The 18,418-nt window shown below is 67.5% G+C and carries 15 protein-coding genes and 4 tRNA genes; 10 read left to right on the top strand and 9 right to left on the bottom strand.

Features of this window, described 5'->3' with window-relative positions:
- Positions 1 to 495, bottom strand: a 495-nt coding sequence (locus tag ACE3UY_RS06565; protein WP_374686746.1) for a glutamate-cysteine ligase family protein, incomplete at its 3' end; no start/stop codon positions are given.
- A gap of 60 nt (positions 496 to 555) precedes the next feature.
- Positions 556 to 2,067 (bottom strand): leucyl aminopeptidase, encoded by a 1,512-nt coding sequence (locus ACE3UY_RS06560; protein WP_374686745.1) that lies wholly within the window; start codon positions 2,065 to 2,067, stop codon positions 556 to 558.
- Positions 2,068 to 2,315: 248 nt separating this feature from the next.
- On the opposite strand from ACE3UY_RS06560, the gene ACE3UY_RS06555 reads away from it, so the two are divergent.
- The 3 genes from ACE3UY_RS06555 to ACE3UY_RS06545 all read left to right on the top strand — a co-directional run bounded on the left by ACE3UY_RS06555 (position 2,316) and on the right by ACE3UY_RS06545 (position 6,734).
- Positions 2,316 to 3,317 (top strand): SDR family oxidoreductase, encoded by a 1,002-nt coding sequence (locus ACE3UY_RS06555; protein ID WP_374686744.1) that lies wholly within the window; start codon positions 2,316 to 2,318, stop codon positions 3,315 to 3,317.
- A gap of 63 nt (positions 3,318 to 3,380) precedes the next feature.
- Positions 3,381 to 4,484 (top strand): alanine dehydrogenase, encoded by a 1,104-nt coding sequence (gene ald / locus ACE3UY_RS06550; protein WP_374686743.1) that lies wholly within the window; start codon positions 3,381 to 3,383, stop codon positions 4,482 to 4,484.
- A 30-nt stretch (positions 4,485 to 4,514) separates the two neighbouring features.
- Positions 4,515 to 6,734, top strand: coding sequence for a hypothetical protein (locus ACE3UY_RS06545; RefSeq protein WP_374686742.1), 2,220 nt, complete (start codon positions 4,515 to 4,517; stop codon positions 6,732 to 6,734).
- 102 nt (positions 6,735 to 6,836) lie between these two features.
- On the opposite strand, the gene ACE3UY_RS06540 is transcribed toward ACE3UY_RS06545, so the two are convergent.
- The 4 genes from ACE3UY_RS06540 to ACE3UY_RS06525 form a co-directional block, all read right to left on the bottom strand.
- On the bottom strand, positions 6,837 to 7,622 hold the full coding sequence (locus ACE3UY_RS06540) for an enoyl-CoA hydratase-related protein (protein ID WP_374686741.1): 786 nt from the start codon (positions 7,620 to 7,622) through the stop codon (positions 6,837 to 6,839).
- A 57-nt stretch (positions 7,623 to 7,679) separates the two neighbouring features.
- The gene (locus ACE3UY_RS06535) at positions 7,680 to 8,054 is read right to left on the bottom strand and encodes a hypothetical protein (RefSeq protein WP_374686740.1); all 375 of its coding nucleotides are present in this window, start codon (positions 8,052 to 8,054) and stop codon (positions 7,680 to 7,682) included.
- 146 nt (positions 8,055 to 8,200) lie between these two features.
- Complete coding sequence (locus ACE3UY_RS06530; protein ID WP_374686739.1) at positions 8,201 to 9,256, bottom strand: TrkA family potassium uptake protein; 1,056 nt, start codon at positions 9,254 to 9,256, stop codon at positions 8,201 to 8,203.
- A 13-nt stretch (positions 9,257 to 9,269) separates the two neighbouring features.
- A complete protein-coding gene (locus tag ACE3UY_RS06525; RefSeq protein ID WP_374686738.1) occupies positions 9,270 to 10,238 on the bottom strand; it encodes an NAD-dependent epimerase/dehydratase family protein in 969 nt (322 codons plus the stop codon).
- 377 nt (positions 10,239 to 10,615) lie between these two features.
- Here ACE3UY_RS06525 and ACE3UY_RS06520 point away from each other — a divergent pair, with 377 nt between their 5' ends.
- Positions 10,616 to 13,015: a valine--tRNA ligase gene (locus ACE3UY_RS06520; protein ID WP_374686737.1), complete on the top strand. Its 2,400-nt coding sequence runs from the start codon at positions 10,616 to 10,618 to the stop codon at positions 13,013 to 13,015.
- A gap of 98 nt (positions 13,016 to 13,113) precedes the next feature.
- Here the strand turns inward: ACE3UY_RS06520 and ACE3UY_RS06515 are convergent, their stop codons facing one another.
- A complete protein-coding gene (locus ACE3UY_RS06515; protein ID WP_374686736.1) occupies positions 13,114 to 13,626 on the bottom strand; it encodes a dihydrofolate reductase in 513 nt (170 codons plus the stop codon).
- 116 nt (positions 13,627 to 13,742) lie between these two features.
- Positions 13,743 to 14,537 (bottom strand): thymidylate synthase, encoded by a 795-nt coding sequence (locus ACE3UY_RS06510; RefSeq protein ID WP_374686747.1) that lies wholly within the window; start codon positions 14,535 to 14,537, stop codon positions 13,743 to 13,745.
- A gap of 190 nt (positions 14,538 to 14,727) precedes the next feature.
- Here ACE3UY_RS06510 and ACE3UY_RS06505 point away from each other — a divergent pair.
- The 6 genes from ACE3UY_RS06505 to ACE3UY_RS06480 all read left to right on the top strand — a co-directional run bounded on the left by ACE3UY_RS06505 (position 14,728) and on the right by ACE3UY_RS06480 (position 17,103).
- Positions 14,728 to 14,810 (top strand) — tRNA-Leu (locus tag ACE3UY_RS06505).
- A gap of 25 nt (positions 14,811 to 14,835) precedes the next feature.
- The gene (locus tag ACE3UY_RS06500; RefSeq protein WP_374686735.1) at positions 14,836 to 15,321 is read left to right on the top strand and encodes a DinB family protein; all 486 of its coding nucleotides are present in this window, start codon (positions 14,836 to 14,838) and stop codon (positions 15,319 to 15,321) included.
- A complete protein-coding gene (gene tilS, locus ACE3UY_RS06495; RefSeq protein WP_374686734.1) occupies positions 15,318 to 16,760 on the top strand; it encodes a tRNA lysidine(34) synthetase TilS in 1,443 nt (480 codons plus the stop codon). Before ACE3UY_RS06500 ends, tilS begins: the two co-directional genes overlap by 4 nt.
- A gap of 34 nt (positions 16,761 to 16,794) precedes the next feature.
- Positions 16,795 to 16,868, top strand: a tRNA-Pro gene (locus ACE3UY_RS06490).
- Between the two features lie 5 nt (positions 16,869 to 16,873).
- Positions 16,874 to 16,944 (top strand) — tRNA-Gly (locus ACE3UY_RS06485).
- A gap of 87 nt (positions 16,945 to 17,031) precedes the next feature.
- Positions 17,032 to 17,103, top strand: a tRNA-Ile gene (locus ACE3UY_RS06480).
- Between the two features lie 20 nt (positions 17,104 to 17,123).
- Here the strand turns inward: ACE3UY_RS06480 and ACE3UY_RS06475 are convergent.
- Positions 17,124 to 18,418: hypothetical protein (locus ACE3UY_RS06475; protein WP_374686733.1), on the bottom strand; the 1,295-nt coding region annotated here is incomplete at its 5' end.

Below are 18,418 nucleotides of genomic sequence, written 5' to 3'. Positions count from 1 at the left end.
GGACAGCGCCAGCAGGTGCGGGATGAAGTAGCGCGCCTGGTTCATGATGGCGATGAGCAGTTCGCGCGACTCCGGGTCGTCGCCGAAGCCGACGTGGACGTGCATGCCGAAGATGAGCAGTTGCCGGGCCACGCCCTGCATATCGTCCAGCAGTTCCTTGTAGCGCGTACCCTCGGTGATAACCTGGTCTTCCCAACGGGCGAAAGGGTGAGTGGAGGCGGCGGCGATCAGCAGGCCGTTCTCGTCGGCCAATTCCAGCACGTCGCGCCGCAACCGGACGATCTCCCCGCGGGCCTCCTTGATGTTGCGACAGATGTGGCTGCCCACTTCCACCTGCGACTGCATCAACTCCGGCTTCAGGTCGAGCTTCTTCGGCCGCGTCTGGTCCTGCGTCAGCAGTTCGCTGATGTAGGTGTGCAGATCGCGCGTTTCGGGGTTGATGATCTGGTATTCTTCCTCGATGCCGAGGGTCAGCGGTTGGGTTGGGACGGCCATCTTTCTCTTCCTCCGGATCAGGCTGCTGGGCGAGAATTATAGCATGAGCGCGCCGCGCCGCTATTTTGACTGGCGGCCGGCGGCCAGTCCGCGCAGGTAGTCCACCAGCAGCCGCACGCCAAAGCCCGTGCCGCCCACCGGCGTATAGTCGCCGCTCTTCTCGGCCAGGGCCACGCCGGCGATGTCGAGGTGCGCCCACGGGTAATCAGTGAACTCCTTCAGGAAGACGGCCGACGTGCCCACGCCGCCGAAGCGCCCGCCGCTGTTCTTCATGTCGGCCACCTCGGACTTGATCGCCCGGCGGTAATCGTCGTAGAGCGGCAGCGGCCAGAGGCGCTCGTAGGTGGCGTCGGCCGCGCGCAACAGCCGGTCGCGCAACCCGTCATCGTTGCAGAAGATACCTGCCGCCACGCCGCTGCCCAGCGCGACGACGCACGCCCCGGTCAGCGTCGCCAGGTCGATGACCGCGTCCGGCTGGTACTGTGCCGCGTGCACCAGCGCGTCGGCCAGTACCATGCGCCCCTCCGCGTCGGTGCTGATGATCTCGATCGTCTTGCCATTGCTGGCGGTGATAATGTCGGCCGGCCGGTAGGCGTTGGCGTCGGGCATGTTCTCGGTGCAGGGGGTAATAGCGATAACGCGCAGCGGCAGGTTGAGCCGGCCGACGGCTTCCATCGCCCCCAGCACGGCCGCCGCGCCGCCCATGTCGCTCTTCATCTCCCCCATTCGCTCACTCGGCTTGATGGAAATACCGCCGGTGTCGAAGGTGATACCCTTGCCGACAAGGACGACGGTCGGCGCGTCCGTCCGGTCAACGTTATGCTCCAGGATGATGAACTGCGGCGGCTCGCCCGCGCCCTGGGCCACGGCCAGATAGGCCCCCATCTTGCGCTCGGCGGCCCAGGCGCGGTCGCCAACGGTGATACCCAGCCCATGGGCCGCGGCGATAGTTCGCGCCGCTTCGGCCAGCCGCGTCGGGGTGGCGACGTTGGGCGGCATGTTGACCAGATCGCGGGCCAGCGCTACGCCCGCGGCCACCGCCTCGGCCACCCGCGCCGCGGCGGAGATGGCCCCCACGCGCCGGTTGTCATATTCCACGATGGTCAGCGCCTCGATCTCGTTGGCCGGCTCCTTCTTCTTCGGCGCGTCGAAGCGGTAGGCCGCCAGCAGCGCTCCCTCGACCGTCGCCTGGGCCGCCGCGGCCACGTCAAGGCCGCCAAAGCCCGCGCCGTGGACGATGGTCGCCACGTGACGCGCGTTCAGGTCGCGGGCGCGCTTGACGCCGGCCGCTGAGGCGCGCCGCACCCCTTCCAGGTCGAAGCTGTCGGCCTTGCCCAGCCCTACGACCAGCACGCGCCGGGCCGGAATGGCCCCGCGCGGATAGAGCACGGCCACTTCGCCCGCCTTGCCCTTCAAATCGCCGCCGGCGATCAGGTCGCTGATGGCCCCGCCCAGCGCGTTATCGACAGCGCCCGTCGCTCCGGCCGGCGCGGTCACTCCCTCGAAGAGATTAACGATCAGGGTGTCGGCCCCGCTCGCTTCGATACTGCCTTGTTCAACGTTAACGTCCATTGTGTGTCTCCCGGTTGCGGCTGGAATAGTGCGCCGCGCGAACGCAATTCTATCTTGACCCCCGCGCAACCGCACATGCAAGAATGGGACGCTGATGACGCAGATTGAACGCTGATTTTCGCGGATGGCGGCAATGAGCGTTGAAATCAGCGTCCCATTCTTCTATTCGACAACGCCGCCTCGCGCCGCTATTCTCCTCTGCGGACGTGGTCGTGAGGCTGCGGCCTATCTCGCAGGGAGGTAAGCACATGAGACTCCTGATCATCGGCGGCACGCGCTTTCTGGGGCGCGCGCTGGTGGACGAGGCCCGCGCCGCCGGGCACGAGGTCACGCTGTTCAACCGCGGCCGGTCGAACCCCGCGCTCTACCCCGACGTGGAGCAGTTGCACGGCGACCGGGACGGCGAACTGGACGTTCTGGCCGGCCGGCGTTGGGACGCAGTCATCGACACCTGCGGCTACGTACCTCGCGTAGTGCGCGCGGCGGCCGACTTCCTGGCCGGGGCGGTCGAACACTACACCTTCATCTCCAGCCTGTCCGTCTACGCGGAGCCGCTGGCCGCCAATACCGACGAGAGCGGCCCGCTGGCGACGACGCCCGACGAGACGGTGGAGGAGATCACCGGCGAGACCTACGGCCCGCTGAAGGCGCTGTGCGAGCGGGCGGCGATGGAGGGCATGGGCGGCCGGGCGCTGCTGGTGCGCTCCGGCCTCATCGTCGGGCCGCACGACGGCAGCGACCGGTTCAACTACTGGCCGGCGCGCGTGGCCCGCGGCGGCGAGGTGCTGGCCCCCGAATCGCCCGATTACGGCGTGCAGTTCATCGACGTGCGCGATCTGGCCCGCTGGACGCTGCGGGCGACTGAACAGCGCCTCGTCGGGCCGTACAACGTCACCGGGCCGGAGCGCCCCCTGCCGCTGGGCCGGCTGCTGGACACCATCCGCGACGTAACCGGCAGCGACGCCCGCTTCACGTGGGTCAATGGCGCGTTTCTGGTGACTCACGAGGTCGGCCCGTTCGTGGAGATGCCTTTGTGGGTTCCAGATGACTTCGGCGGCTTCAACAGTTTCAGCATCGACCGCGCCTTGGCGGCCGGGCTGGCGTTCCGCCCGGCGGTCGAGACGGTGCGCGACACGCTGGCTTGGCTGGCGACGCGCCCGGCGGATCACGTCTGGCGGGCCGGCCTGTCGGCCGAGCGCGAGGCCGAACTGCTGCGCCAATGGCATGCCACGCAGGCCGCCGTGAATTAGTCCACTGCCCAGTTTCGAGTAGAATACACTCACCCATCTATAAACCCATTGAAGGAGTGTCGCATGTTAGTCGGCGTACCCAAAGAGATCAAAGACAACGAATACCGCGTCGCCATGACGCCCGCCGGGGTGCAGCAACTCATCGAAAAAAGGCATCAAGTCCTCGTGGAAACCTGCGCTGGCGACGGCAGCCGCTTTACCGATGAACAGTACGTGAAGGTCGGGGCCAAGATCGTGCCCACGGCCGCCGACGCCTGGGGCGCGGAGATGGTCGTGAAGGTCAAGGAACCCATTGCCGTCGAGTACCCCTTCCTGCGCGATGACCTGCTGTTGTTCACCTACCTCCACCTGGCGGCCGAAGAGAAGCTGACACACGCCATGATCGAGTCCGGCGTGACCGGCATCGCCTATGAAACCGTGGAAGCGCCGGACGGCAGCCTGCCGCTGCTAACGCCGATGAGCGAGGTCGCCGGGCGCATGGCTATCCAGGTCGGCGCGCACTTCCTGGAGCGGTCGCACCTGGGCCGGGGCATGTTGCTGGGCGGCGTGGCCGGCGTGCCGGGGGCCAACGTCGTCATCATCGGCGGCGGCGTCGTGGGCAGCAACGCCGCCCACATCGCCCTGGGCATGGGCGCGCACGTCACCATCCTCGATACCGACCTGGATCGGCTGCGCTTCCTGGAGAACGTGCTCCACGGCCGTCTGACCACCGTCGCCTCGAATTCCTACAACATCGCCGAGGCGGTCGCCAACGCCGACCTGGTTGTCGGCGGCGTGCTCATCAAGGGCGCGCGCGCGCCGCGGCTGGTGACCCGCGACATGGTCAGCACCATGCGCCAGGGCAGCGTCATCGCCGACGTGGCTGTCGATCAGGGCGGCTGCGTCGAGACGATCCACGTGACCACCCACTCCGATCCGGTCTATGTCATCGATGGCGTCGTTCACTACGGCGTCGCCAACATGCCCGGCGCGGTTCCGCGCACCAGTACGCTGGCGCTAAGCAACGCCACACTGCCCTACGTCCTGCGCCTGGCCCGGCTGGGCGCGGAAGCGGCCATGGCCGAGAATCCTGGCCTGGCCAAGGGACTGAACATCTATCGCGGCCAGGTCACGTATGAAGCCGTGGCGCAAGCGTTCAATCTACCCTACGTCGCCTACGAGGCGTAGCTCCACACCGACCGCTCACCGGCTTCATCCGTGGATCTACTCGCCATCACCGCCCAACTATTCGTCTTGAACGGGACGCCCCAGGAACCCGGCGAGGTTCCGGGCGTCCTGTCTCGCCCCGCGCCCCAGAAGGCGGCGCGGGGCCGGGAGCGCGACTTTCTCTTCGCCCACCTGACGCTCGCTGGCGCGCCGGATCAGACGGCCGATCTCAGCCGCGAGTTGGTGGAAGGGCTGAGCCGGCGCTTCTTCGCCGTGTCGGGCAGCGTCACGTCGGCCCTGCGGCGGGCGGTGATCGAGACAAACGAGGAATTGTTGCGCCACAACCTGGGCGGTAAGTCAACAACGCGCGAGGGGGCGCTGACGTGCGCCGTGCTGCACGGCCAGGAGTTATACACCCTGCAAGTCGGCGAGGGGCTGGCCTTTCTGGGCCACAACTTCGGCGTGGAGCGGCTGCCCGTTCACCCGCCGCGCACACTGACGCCCCTCGGCCGCACCGCCGGCATCGACATCCGCTTTGCCTACCACCAGCTCCAGAGCGGCGACATGATGCTGCTGGCCGATCCGCGCCTGTCCCCGCTGACCGGGACGACGCTGGCTCCTGTGCTGGTGGATACGGAGATCGAAAGCGGGCTGGAGGCGCTGGTAGACGTGGTCGGCGGCGACACGGCCCGGCTGCTGCTGGTGGAGTTCGCCGACGAGATTCCGCCGACGCTGCCCCTGACCTTCCAGCACAGCAAGAAGCCCGCCGCCGGGGCGCGCCCCTCGCCGGCCGCGCCCGCGTCCCGACCGGCAGCCGCGCCAGCCGCGGCGCTCGTCCAACCGAAACGCGCCGCCGACGCGCCAACGCCGCCCACCCCCACCGCCGAGACCCAAGAGCTTCTGGCAGAACCGGACATTCCGCCGGCCGCACCGGAAACGTCCGACGCTCAGGCGCGTCTGGAGACGGGCGCACGGCGCGCGGCGGCCACGTCGGCGCGCGGCCTGTCGCGCTTTACCGGCTGGCTGGCTTACGTGTTGGGCCGGCTGCGGCGCGAGGGCGAGGCGACCGAAACGCCCATTAACTGGGCGCTGCCGGCGATGGCGGCGCTAATCATCCCCGTCATCATCGCCGCCGTCATCACCAGCGTCTACCTCCAGCGCGACAACGTGGCTCGCCTGGCCGTGGTCAAGCAGCAGATGGGCGAGGCGCTGGCCCAGGCCGAGACGGCCGGCGACCCGGCCGGCTCGCGGGCGGGCTATGAGACGGTTCTGGCGCTGGCCGATGAGGCGGACGAACTGCGCGCCGACGACGGCGAGGTGGCGCGGATGCGCGCCACGGCCCGCGACGCGCTTGATCAACTGGACGGGGTGACGCGCATGACGGCCCGCTCCTTCTTCCAGTACGAGGAGGGAACCAACCTGACCGGCGTTACCCTGCGCGGGACGGAAGGCGGCATCGCCGTGCTGGACGAGGCTGCCAACCGCGTCCTCTTCCACGCCACGGACGAGACCTTTATGGATTTAACGGCCGAGGAGCCGTCGATCATCGCCTACAACGGGCAGCCCATCGGCACGGAGGTCATCGGCCCGCTGGTCGATCTGACCTGGCTGGCCGGCAGCGCGGCCGAGACGCGCGACGGCATCACCATGCTCGACCGGACGGGGGTGGTGTTCAGCTACTACCCGAACCTGGGCGACATCCGCGGCGAGCGACTGGGTAACAGCAGCGGTTGGCAGGAGCCGGTGGCGCTGGCCTCCTACCTCGGCCGCCTCTACGTGCTCGACACGGGCGCGCAGCAGATCTGGAAGTACTTCGCCGACAATGGCTTCACCCAGTCGGCCGACGATCCGGCCATCTTCTTCAGCGCTCAGATGGGGCTGGATCAGGCCGTGGACTTCGACCTCTACTCAGAGGATGGCAGTCTGGTGGTCATCTACAGTGACGGCCGCATCCGCTACTACGACACGCGCTCCGGGCGCATCCAGTGGGACGAGAACACGCTGCTGCAAAGCGGGCTGACCACGCCGCTGGTCTCGCCCGTGGCCGTCAAGCTGGTCGGTCGCGGATTGAACGCCTCGGTGTTCGTCCTCGACCCGGGCAGCAGCCGGCTCGTCCAGCTCAGCCGCGGCGGCACGGTGCTGACACAGTTCCGCATCCTGGATGAGACGGGGGATGAGGTGCTCAGCGAGGCGACCGACTTCGCCATCGTCGACTCGCCACTCAGCGTGTTCGTTGTCGCTGGCAACGAGATCTACCTGGCCGAGCGGTAAGAGGCTCACGCAAAGAACGCTAAGAAAACCAAAAACGCAAAGAGGAATTCATGATTTCTTCTTTGCGTTCTTTGCTTCTTTGCGCTCTTTGCGTGAGCTCTTCTATTTGCCGCTGAAGCGAGGCTCGCGCTTTTCCAGGAAGGCCATCACCCCTTCGCGGCTGTCGGCGCTGCGGCCGGTCACTTCTTGTAGGTGCGCCTCATAGGCCAGCGCTTCATCCAGCGTCATCTCCCAACTGCGGTTCATGGCCCGCTTGGTCAGCCCAAAGGCCAGCGTCGGCCCATCGGCCAGTTGGCGCGCCCAGGCGGCGGTGATCTCCGGCAGTTGCGCCGCCGGCACGACCCGGTTGACCATGCCCCACTCCAGCGCCTGCGCCGCCGGCACACGCTCGGCGGTGAGGGCCATCTCGTAGGCCCGCGCGTAGCCGATCAGCCGGGGCAGGAACCAGTTTGCGCCGCTGTCGGGGATGAGGCCGACACGGCTGAAGGCCAGCATGAAGCTGGCGTTGTCGGCGGCGATGCGGATGTCGGCCGCCAGGGCCACACCGCAGCCCGCGCCGGCAGCGATGCCGTTGATCGCGCCGATGATCGGCTTCTCCAGCGTGGTCATCTGCCGGATGAGCCGGTGATAGCCGTGGCGCAGGTGCTCGCCGATGGAGACGGCTTCGGCCCGCCCGTGGAAGTCACTGAGGTCCTGGCCAGAGGAGAAGCCACGCCCCGCGCCGGTAAGAACAATACAGCGCACGACGCCGTCCCGCCCGGCGGCCTTAAAGGCGTCGGTCGTCTCGCCGATCATCTGGTCGTTGAACGCATTTAGCTTGGCCGGCCGGTTCAGCGTGATCGTGGCAATGCCGCCAGCGACTTCATACAGGATCGTCTCGTAGCTCATAGGTGGCCCCACTGCGCCTATGCGCGTCCTCTTAATCTGCGAAATCTGTGGATTCTTCTAGAATGGCAGGTCGGGATCGATCTCGTCGTCCTCGCCCATGTCGCCCCCATCATCCTCGACGACGTACTCGTAGGGCAACGCGACCCACAGCAATAGCAGTTGCCCCTCATCCACTTGAGTCAGGCGCATGGCGACCACGTCCACCTGCTGGCGCATGCGCAGATCGTCGGGGTAGTCCAGGCGCACCGGCCGGCCCTGCTTCCAGGCCACTTCGGAGCGCTCCACAATGTCATTACCGTTGCCCGTTCGCAATTGGACAAGGGCGACGTCGGTCTCTTCCGGCCCTTCGTAGATTGATTGGACCCAACCATGTGGATGGGGCATGAAATCCGGCGTCGGGCCTTCGATGATGGTGATGAGTTCGGGTTCCATCGGGGGTTTAACCTTCCGTTCGTTTCGTGGCTGCCGGACAATACTACTGAGGATTGAACGCTCATGCAAATGCGGAAGGAAGAATCCGCAGATTACGCAGATTTTTCTTTAATCTGTGTAATCCGTGAAATCTGTGGATGCTCTTCTTAGCGGCGAAGCAGGGAGCGCCGGGTGCGGGGGAGTGGGGCCACGGCCGTGGGAGGCTGCATCCACGCTTCGAGCGCGGTCAGTTGCTCGCGTGTGCCCAGCACGATGAGTTGATCCCCGGCTTCCAGCAGCGTCGCGGCGCGGGGCGTAATGGTCGAGCCGCCTTCCCGGCGGACAACGGCGACGATGGTAACCCCGATGCGCTCGCGCACGTTCGCCTGGCCGATAGTCGTGTGGCAAAGCGGCGATTCCTCCGGCAGCACCAGTTCTTCCAGCCAGAGCTCCTGGCCATTGTCGAGCGTCACCACGTCCAGGAAGTCAGTCACGTGTGGCCGGACGATGATGTTGGCCATATGCTGGCCGCCAATGCGGTGGGGCGAGACGACGCGGTTGGCCCCCGCCTGACGCATCTTGCGCTCGTTCTCCCGGTTGGCGCTGCGGGCGACGATGAACAGGTTGGGGTTCAGGGCGTGGGCGGAAAGGACGACGAACAGATTCACCGCGTCGTCGCCCGTCGTCACCAGCAAGCCGGCGGCGCGCTCCACGCCGGCGGCGCGCAGCATGTCGTCGCTGGTGGCGTCTCCCTCCAGCACGAGCAGCCCCTCGGCGCGCGCCATCTGGGCCAACTCGGCGTCCTTCTCGATGATGACCAGTTCGTAGCCGCTATGCGTCAGCGCGTTGCGGGCGCTGCCGCCGACGCGGCCGTAGCCGCAGATGATGATGTGATCCGTCAATTCCTCGATCAATCGTTGCATGCGTCGCCTCGCCAACTGCCCGCTGAAATCCCGCATCACGAAGCCCACCACCGTGCTGAGCGCGAAGCCCAACACGCCAACGCCCAGGAACAGCAGCACGATGGTGAACAACCGCCCCGCCGCCGACAGAGGTCGCACCTCGCCAAAGCCGGTGGTCGTCAGCGTGATGGCGGTCATGTAGAACCCTTCGATAAAGGTGTAATCTTCCAACTCCATGTAGCCCAGTGTGCCCACCAGCAAGAGAGCCACCGTGAAGAGGATGAGTCGCCAAATGCGCCCTTGGGTCGTGGACGGTTGCATGATGCGCTCCAGGCTACCGCGCCCGCAGGGCCACGGCGCGAGCCTCGTTCTGGCGGCGTCTGTGCCACTCCATGGTTCGCCGGATGCCCTCGCGGTGGGGCGTCGGCTGCGCGCCGAAAGCGACCACGAAGCGGCTCCCATCGACGACGAACGGCCGGTCGAACTGGTGCAACATCTGGCGCAGCCAGTCCGCTTCCGGGCTGACGACGCTGCGCACGGCCAGCCCCAGCCGGCCACGGACGCGCAGGCGCGGCGCGGTTGCCGCCTCGGCGTAGACCAGCTTGACGAACTCGCGCACCGGCAGGGCCGGCGCGCCGGGGATGTGCCACACCTTGCCCCACGCCTCCTCTCGCCCGGCCAGCGCGACCAGGCCGCGGGCGAAGTCATCCACGTACGTGTAGCTGTGTGGCGCGTCCACGTCGCCGATGACGACGGTCGGCCGGCCTAGCAAGGCCGCTTCAAAGTCTACACCGGGCCAGACGTGGCGCGAGTGCGGCCCATAGCAGTGGGCGGCGCGGCCGATGACGGCGCGCACGCGCCCGGCGGTGTGGGCCTCGGCAACAAGCGCGGCCGCCGCCTGATGGACACGCCCCGCCGCGCTCACCGGCCGCAGTGGCGCGTCTTCGGCCAGCGGGCCGGTGGCCGGGCCATAAGAGTCCATGTTGCCGGCCATGACCAGCAGCGCGCCCGCTCCGGCCGCGGCATCGATGATGTGGCGGGTGATGGGGAGCAACAAGCCGTAGTCGCGGCTAGGGTGGATGCAATGGTAGATGACGGCCGCACCCTGGCAGGCGCGGCGCAAGCTGTCGGGCGCCACGGCTTCGGCGACGACCACCGGAACGCGCGACGGCAGGAAGGGGATGCGCCCGCTGCGGTTGACGGCGCGCAGGGCGACCGGCCGCTCCATCAACAGCCGGACGACAGCGCTGCCCACGCTGCCGCTGCCGCCCAGCACGACGTGCACTCCCGCTTCGGCACTCATCAGAGCAAGTATAGCCTCAATCAGGGGATTGACAGGCTATCAGGCAGCCTTATAATGAATGGACAAGCGAATAGTTTCCTGAACCGGGAGGAGTAGGCGCCCGGCGCGCTGACAGAGAAAGCGGGACCACCGGCTGCAAGTCCCCTCCAGCGCAGGAGCGCCGAAGGTCGCCCGGCTGGCTGCCGAAGAACGGGGCATCGCCCTCAGTAGACCGGCACGGGAGCGCCCGTTAGCGCGCCGCCCCGATGATGGTTGGGGCCTGAGCGCGCCGGAGCAGTCCGGCGAACTGAGGTGGTACCGCGGAAGCAAAGCCCTTTCGTCCTCAAGTGACGATGGGGCTTTTTATGTGGCGGTATCTTGCCATGGAGGTAGGCGACATGACTTTGGCCAAGCAGTACGACCCGCGGGCGGCCGAGCCCGCGCTCCAGACCGATTGGGATGCGACCGGCCTGCATCACTTCCAAGCGGACGACGGCGACCGGCCCGTCTACGCCATCGACACGCCGCCCCCTTCAGTGTCGGGCCACTTGCACCTGGGGCACGTTTACTCCTATGCCCACGCCGACTTCTTCGCCCGCTTCCGGCGCATGAACGGCGACAACGTCTTCTACCCCATGGGCTTCGACGACAACGGCCTGCCGACCGAGCGGCTGGTGGAGCGGCTGCGCGGCGTGCGCGCCGTCGAGATCGGCCGCGCCGCCTTCATCCGCGAGTGCCTGGCGGTCAGCGAGGCCGCCGAGCGCGACTACGAGGCGCTATGGCGGCGGTTGGGCCTGTCCATCGACTGGCGCTACACCTATCGCACCATCGACGAGGAGTCGCGCCGCATCGCGCAGTGGGGCTTCCTCGATCTGCTACGCCGCGGTCTGGCCTACCGGCAGCAGTCGCCAACCATCTGGTGCCCTGAGTGCCGCACAGCCATCGCCCAGGCCGAACTCAACGACCTGGAGCGGCAAACGACCTTCTACACCCTCACCTTTGGCCTCGACGAGGGCACGCTGCCCGTCGCCACCACGCGTCCCGAGCTGCTGCCGGCGTGCGTGGCCGTCTTCGTCCATCCCGACGACGCGCGCTACCGCGACCTGGTCGGCCGCCGCGCCCTCGTCCCCTTCTTCGGTCAGGATGTGCCCATCCTGGCCGATCCGGCGGCCGACCCGCGCAAGGGTACGGGCGCGGTGATGTGCTGCACCTTCGGCGACACGGCCGACGTGGCCTGGTGGCGCGCCCACAACCTGCCGCTGATCGAGACCATCGACCGCGATGGCCGCCTGACCGACGCCGCGGCTCCCTTCGCCGGCCTGACGACCGAGGACGCCCGGCGCGAGATCGCCGCGGCGCTGGCCCGACGCGGCTTGCTGCTCGACGCCCAACCGCTGAGCCAGACCGTTCGCGTCCACGAGCGCTGCGACACGCCGGTGGAGTATCTCACCAGCCAACAGTGGTTCATCCGGGTGCTCGACGACCGGCAAGCGTTTCTCGACGCGGGAGAGCGCATCGCCTGGCATCCGGCGCACATGGGCGCGCGCTACCGGCAGTGGGTGGAAAACCTGAGTTGGGACTGGTGCATCTCGCGGCAGCGCTACTTCGGCGTGCCCTTCCCCCTCTGGTATTGCGCCGACTGCGGCGAGCCGCTGCTGCCCGACCAGACCGACCTGCCCATCGACCCGGCCGAGCAGCAGCCCAAGCGCCCCTGCGCCTGCGGCGGGACGGAGTTCCGGCCAGAGACGGACGTGATGGACACCTGGGCCACCTCCTCGCTGACGCCGCAGATCGTCGGTCGCTGGCTGAGCGACCCGGCGCTCTACCGGCGCATTTTCCCCATGGCGCTGCGCCCGCAGGCCCACGAGATCATCCGCACCTGGGCCTTTTACACCATCGTGCGCTCCCACTACCACGCCGGCGAACTGCCCTGGACGGCCGTCGCCATCTCCGGCTGGGGACTCGCCCCGGAAGGGACGCAGAAGCTCAGCAAGAGCCGCGGCGGCGGACCGGTGGGGCCGATGGAGACGCTGGACAAGCACTCGGCTGATGCCGTGCGCTACTGGGCAGCCGGCGCGGGCCTGGGGCGCGACGCCGTCATCGATGAGGATCGCATCGAGTCGGGCGACAAGTGGGTGACCAAGCTGTGGAACGTGGGCCGCTTCGCCGAGCGCTTCCTGGCTGGCTACATGCCGCCGGCCGAGACGCCGGCCGGGACGACGACGGCCGACCGCTGGCTGCTGGCGCGGGCGGGCCAACTGGCGGCGGCGGTGACGCGGGCCTTCGAGCAGTACGATTACGCTACGGCCCGCAGCGAGATTGAGACCTTCTTCTGGCGCGATCTGGCCGATAATTATCTGGAGATGGCGAAGAAGCGACTGTACGACGGCGGTGAGGACGAGGAGGGGGCGCGATTTGCCCTCTACCACGGGCTGCTGACGATGCTGAAGCTGCTGGCCCCGCTACTGCCCCACGTCACGGACGCACTCTATCGCGCGCTGTTCGCAGCGACGGATGGGGCCGCCTCGATTCACGCTTCGGCGTGGCCGCGGTTGGGCAACCGCTTCGACGATGCCGCGGCCCTGCGCGCCGGCGAGACGCTGCGCGACATCGCCACAACCGTGCGCCGGTTCAAGAGCGAACGCGGCCTGTCGTTGGGCGCGGAGGTGAGCGCGCTGCACGTGACCGGCGGGGACGCGGCGCTGCGCGGGGCGACGGCCGACCTGCTCAGCATCACGCGCGCCCGAGCCGTTTACTTCGACGGCGAGGGGCAGGTGGCGGTGCGGATTGAAGAATAGGACGCAGATGACGCAGATTGGAACGCTGATTGACGCTGATAAGCGTATCTGATGTCTTATCTGCGAAAATCAGCGCGAGAATCCGCGTCATTTGCGTCCTATTCTTCCTTCCGGTCGAGTATCAACCAGGTGAAAGGGAACGCATGGCGCTCATCGGCCGGGTGCGTCTCGCGGTAGACCTCGCGCCACTCGGCCGGGTCGTAGGCCGGGAAGAACACGTCCCCCTCGGCCGTGCCGTGCACCTCGGTCAGGTAGAGGCGACCGACCACCGGCAGCAGGGCGCGAAACAGCTCCGCGCCGCCGACGATGATGACCTCCTCGGCGTCGCCCGCGGCGCGCAGGGCGTCCTCGACCGAGTGGACAACGACCGCGCCCGGTGCGTCGTAGTCCAAGTTGCGCGTCACCACGATGTTGAGCCGCCCGGGCAGCGGCCGGAAGTGCGCCGGCAGCGAGTCGTACGTTTTGCGCCCCATGATGCACGGCTTGCCCATCGTCCGCTCGCGGAACCAGCGCATGTCATCCGGCAGTCGCCAGGGCAAATCGTTGTCCCGGCCGATGAGCTGGTGCTCATCCATCGCCACGACGTAGGCAATACGGGGTCTGTTGGTCATATACTCCTAAATAAATGAACCACGGATTTTCACGGATTCGACGGATGCAACGGATTGAGGGGATCCATTCAATCCGTGTTGATCCGTAAAATCCGTGAGGATCCGGGGTGAATTCATTAGACCGCAATCGGGGCCGCGATGCGCGGGTGGCTGTGGTAGTTGAGTAGCTCGAAGTCCTCGTAGCGAAAATCGAAGATCGACCGCACCGCCGGGTTAAGACGCATGGCCGGCAGCGGGCGCGGCTCCCGGCTCAGTTGCAGCCTGGCCTGCTCCAGGTGGTTGAGATAGAGGTGGGCATCGCCAAAGGTGTGGACGAATTCGCCCGGCGCGTAGCCCGTCACCTGGGCCATCATCTGCGTCAGTAGGGCGTAGGAGGCGATGTTGAACGGCACGCCCAGGAAGATGTCGGCGCTGCGCTGGTAGAGTTGGCAGGAGAGGCGATCGCCGGCCACGTAGAACTGGAAGAGACAGTGGCAGGGCGGCAGGGCCATCCTGTCGATCTCGCCCACGTTCCAGGCGCTGACGATGAGCCGGCGCGAGTCGGGATTGCGTTGAATCTGCTCGACGACCGCGGCGATCTGGTCGATGGTCTGGCCGTCGGCGGTGGGCCAGGAGCGCCACTGCCGGCCGTAGACCGGGCCGAGGTCGCCGTTCTCGTCCGCCCACTCGTCCCAGATGGTGACGTTGTGCTCCTGGAGGTAACGCACATTGGCGTCGCCACGCAGGAACCACAGCAACTCGTAAATGATGGAGCGCAGGTGCATCTTCTTGGTCGTCAGCAGCGGAAAGCCATCGGCCAAATCGAAGCGCATCTGATAGCCGAAGACGCTGAGCGTCCCCACGCCGGTGCGATCCTCCTTGCGCGCGCCGTTGTCCAGCACGTGTTGCATCAAGTCAAGGTACTGTCTCATCATCCGCCTCCCATTACATGTGGGGCCGAAGTATAGCAGAATAGCCCGCTGATGACGCTGATGAAACGCTGATATACGCAGATAGGAGTTTGTAGGTACAATATAGACAGCCGTTGAACGACGATATCAGATTGGCAAAAGGCCAAATCTGCGTAATCTGCGAAATCTGTGGATTCTTTCTTTTTCCTTCGGGGCGGTGGCGAAATGGCAGACGCAGCGGACTTAAAATCCGTCGGGCTAACACCCATGTGGGTTCGAGTCCCACCCGCCCTACTCTAATGCTTAACACCCTGTCGCAATGACCCCCGACGACTTTCGCCGGCTCTACGACTACCATTACGCGCTCAACCATATACTGTGGGAGCGCGGCATCGTCCCCCTGACGGCCGAACAGTTCCGCCGCCGCCTGCCCTATTCGCTCGGCTCGGTGCGCAACCAGGTCGTGCATATGATGAACATGGAGGATCGCTGGTTCGCCGCCCTGCGCGGCGCGGCCGTGCCGGGCATCCTGAATCCGGTACACTTCGGCACGGCGGCCGTTGTGCGCGCCCGTTGGGATAGCGTGGAGCGCGACACGCACACCTATCTGTCTGACTTGAAGGACGACGATCTGCGCCGCCCAATCACCGAGCACATGGCGGTCTGGGAAGTGCTCTGGCACGTGCTGAACCACGGCACCGACCACCGGGCGCAGACGCTGGCCATGTTGGCCCAACTGGGTGTGGCGACCTTTCCCCAAGACTACGCCCTCTTCGCCGCCGGCAAGCTCAAGAAGTACGAATGAGCCTTCTCGAACAAGTCGCCGCCGCGCTGCGACAGGCCGCGGGCCTGACCGGGCTTGATCTTCAAGCGACGCGCCTCGTCATCGGCGTCTCCGGCGGGACGGATTCGCTGGCGCTGCTCGACTGTCTGGCGCAACTCCTGCCGGCCAATCATCTGATCGTCGCTCACCTCGACCACGGGCTGCGCCCTTCATCCGCGACCGAGGCAGAGGCAGTGGGCGACCTGGCCGCCGCGCGCGGTCTTGCCTATTGCGCCGAGCGGGGCGACGTGGCCGGGCGGGCGCGAGCGGGCGGGCTGTCACTGGAAGAGGCCGGCCGGGCGGCCCGCTACGACTTCCTGGCCCGCGTGGCGCGGGCCGAGGGCGCGCCGGCCGTCGCCGTGGGCCACCACGTCGACGATCAGGTCGAGACGATCCTGCTGCACCTGCTGCGCGGCGCTGGCCCCGGCGGGCTGCGCGGCATGGCCGTCGCCGGGCCGTTGCCCGGGCAACCTGAATTGTGGCTGCTGCGCCCCCTGCTGGCCGCCGGCCGCGCGGCCATCGAGGCGTACGGGCGCGAGCGCGGCCTGGCTCCCCTCACCGACGAGAGCAACGCCGACACGACCTTCACGCGCAACCGGCTGCGCCACGAGTTGCTGCCGCTGTTGGAAGCCTACAACCCCCAGGTGCGCGAGCGGCTGTGGGCGCTGGCGACGACGCTGGCCGCCGAGGACGACCTGCTGTCGGAACTGGAAGAGGCGGCGTGGCGGGCGGTCGCGTCCGGGAGCGGGCCGGGTTGGGTGACGCTAAGCCGGGATGGCTGGCGGGCGCAACCATTGGCGCTGCGGCGGCGGCTGCTGCGCCGGGCCTACGCCGCCTGCCGGCCGGGCGTGAAGGAGATCGGGTTCGCCGCGATTGAAGCCGCCCGGCGCGTGGCCGAAGAGGGCGCGACCGGCGCGCGAGCCGACTGGCCGGGTGGGGTCGCGCTGCTTGTCAGTTATGACGCGCTGGTTGTCGCCGTGGGCGAGCCGCCTATGACCTACCCCCAGTTGACCGCGACCGAGCCCATCCCCCTACCCGTGCCCGGCGCGGTCGCGCTGGCGAACGGCTGGCGGCTAATTGCCACGCCGGGCGCGGCAGCCGACCTGCCGGCGATCCTGGCCGCGGCCGATCCGTGGACGGCCCTCGTCGCCCTGGAGGATGGCGCGGAGCTATCCATCCAGCCGCGCCGTCCCGGCGAGCGCGTCCGGCCGCTGGGTCTGGACGGCCGCGCGTCGTTGAAGGAAGTGATGAGCGATCGCAAGATTCCGGCGGCGGCGCGGGCGCTCTGGCCGGTCGTCGCCACGGCTGAACACCCTGTTTGGTTGGCCGGTCACGTGCTGGATGAGCGGGCGCGCGTCGGGCCGGAGAGTCGTCGCGTCGTGCGCCTGGAATGTTTATGCGAAGAGAGCCGGGCCGGTTGACGCTATCCCGCGCGGCGGCTATACTGTGAGTGTGCGGGGCGTAGCTCAGTTTGGCAGAGCGCTCGGTTTGGGACCGAGAGGCCGCCGGTTCAAGTCCGGCCGCCCCGACCTACGCGGCAGTGGTGTAGCGGTAACACAGCAGCCTTCCAAGCTGCTTTCACGGGTTCGAATCCCGTCTGCCGCTCAAGATAGGGACTAGGGGTTAGGGACTAGGGACTAGAGAAGATCGTTCTTCCCTAGTCCCTAGCCCCTAGTCCCTAACCCCTATCCGGGGCCTGTAGCTCAACGGCAGAGCGGTCGGCTCATAACCGATTGGTTCCAGGTTCGAATCCTGGCGGGCCCACCTTCCCCTTCCCCCCTCCCCTACTTCACTTGTCCCTGACAGAGCGGAACCCAGGCATAGTCAGCCGTGATGCGCTCGTCGAGGATGGGCAGCGGCCGGTTGGTGAAGGCGTCGTAGAGCGTCAGCGCGCCGGTGAGCGTCTGGCCCGGCGGCGCGTCCGGCGACACGGTGACGCGGTGCGGCGAGCGAACGAACGAGCCTTCGACCCACTTCAGCGTCGGGATGGCCCCCAGCGCCGGAATCGAGTCCTGCAAATCCCACCATGCCCAATGAAAACCGTCCGGCTCCAATCCAATAAGCCGCGCTGAGACGACGTAGTCCCGGTTGATAGGCCGCGCGCTGTGAAACTCCTGATCCAGGGTGAACGTCTCGCCCGCTGCCGCCACCACGCCGTTGACCGTCTCGCCCGTCCAGACGATGCCCTCGCCGAAGGGCACGTAGTGGCCGCCGTCGCGCCCGCGCGAGAAGTCCCAGCGCGTCGCCGGCGCGCCCCACGGCCCGCGGTAGGGCGGCAAGGCCAGACTGTCCACGGCAGTATCGTCCACCACCTGCGTCCGGTAGCCACCGGCGGCGTCGCGCCAGTGCAGATAGAGGCGCTGCCGGTCGGCCAGTGTGTGATCCCAATCGTAGCCGACCAGCGTGTCGCCGCCTTCCAGCAGCCGGCGCTGCGTCTGGTGGGCAGTATACGGACGGACGGGCGATGAGCCGATCGTGACCTCGGCCAGCCGCTCGCGGCCGATCGCCTCACCCGCCGCGCCGATGTAGAGCGTCAGTGGGCCGGTCGGTGTGCCCGGCCGCGGCGTCAGGCGAAACTGGGTCAGCGTGATGCCCTCGGCCGCCACTGTCGTCCGGTCGGATTGGCCGTAGAGCGCGCCGTCCGGGCCAGCCAGATGAAGGAAGAGCGAAAGAGTGGCCGGCGGCTCGCCCAGAGGGCGCCACGCGGCGAGCAGCACGAATTCCTCGCCCGGCGCGAGCGGCCCGCCGGCCGGTTGCTCGACGCGGTAGCCAACGATCTCGACCTCGCCGCCCAGCGCGATCTGGGCCGGTGTGAAATCGGGCGGCAGGGCCACGCGCGGCGTCTGGGGGTAGAGCAGCGCCTCGCCAACCGGCTCCGGGACGGGCAGATCGGCCAGCGGCGCGGTCGGAACCCAAGTCGTGATGACCGGCCGCCCCTCGGCGAACGCCTCGGTCGTCCGCCGCGCCCACGTCGCGTCATACGGCTCCCCTTCGGGGAAGACGAAGCGCACGTCCACATCCGGCCGCTGCCCCTCAACCCCCTGCAAGTACCACAACGGTGTGGCCCAATGCCAGTGGG

Source organism: Promineifilum sp. (SeqCode) (assembly GCF_041918635.1).
In the GTDB taxonomy this organism is placed as follows: domain Bacteria; phylum Chloroflexota; class Anaerolineae; order Promineifilales; family Promineifilaceae; genus Promineifilum.
The sequence above is the reverse complement of the archived record's forward strand: the minus strand, read 5'-3'. Positions and strand labels throughout refer to the sequence as shown.

Bases quoted from the DNA above. Each gene is read 5' to 3' on its own strand.
- ACE3UY_RS06510 (WP_374686747.1), bottom strand. From the start codon at position 14,537: ATGAGACAGTACCTTGACTTGATGCAACACGTGCTGGACAACGGCGCG.
- tilS (WP_374686734.1), top strand. From the start codon at position 15,318: ATGAGCCTTCTCGAACAAGTCGCCGCCGCGCTGCGACAGGCCGCGGGC.
- ACE3UY_RS06500 (WP_374686735.1), top strand. From the start codon at position 14,836: ATGACCCCCGACGACTTTCGCCGGCTCTACGACTACCATTACGCGCTC.
- ACE3UY_RS06515 (WP_374686736.1), bottom strand. From the start codon at position 13,626: ATGACCAACAGACCCCGTATTGCCTACGTCGTGGCGATGGATGAGCAC.
- ACE3UY_RS06540 (WP_374686741.1), bottom strand. From the start codon at position 7,622: ATGAGCTACGAGACGATCCTGTATGAAGTCGCTGGCGGCATTGCCACG.
- ACE3UY_RS06560 (WP_374686745.1), bottom strand. From the start codon at position 2,067: ATGGACGTTAACGTTGAACAAGGCAGTATCGAAGCGAGCGGGGCCGAC.
- ald (WP_374686743.1), top strand. From the start codon at position 3,381: ATGTTAGTCGGCGTACCCAAAGAGATCAAAGACAACGAATACCGCGTC.
- ACE3UY_RS06525 (WP_374686738.1), bottom strand. From the start codon at position 10,238: ATGAGTGCCGAAGCGGGAGTGCACGTCGTGCTGGGCGGCAGCGGCAGC.
- ACE3UY_RS06555 (WP_374686744.1), top strand. From the start codon at position 2,316: ATGAGACTCCTGATCATCGGCGGCACGCGCTTTCTGGGGCGCGCGCTG.
- ACE3UY_RS06535 (WP_374686740.1), bottom strand. From the start codon at position 8,054: ATGGAACCCGAACTCATCACCATCATCGAAGGCCCGACGCCGGATTTC.
- ACE3UY_RS06520 (WP_374686737.1), top strand. From the start codon at position 10,616: ATGACTTTGGCCAAGCAGTACGACCCGCGGGCGGCCGAGCCCGCGCTC.
- ACE3UY_RS06530 (WP_374686739.1), bottom strand. From the start codon at position 9,256: ATGCAACCGTCCACGACCCAAGGGCGCATTTGGCGACTCATCCTCTTC.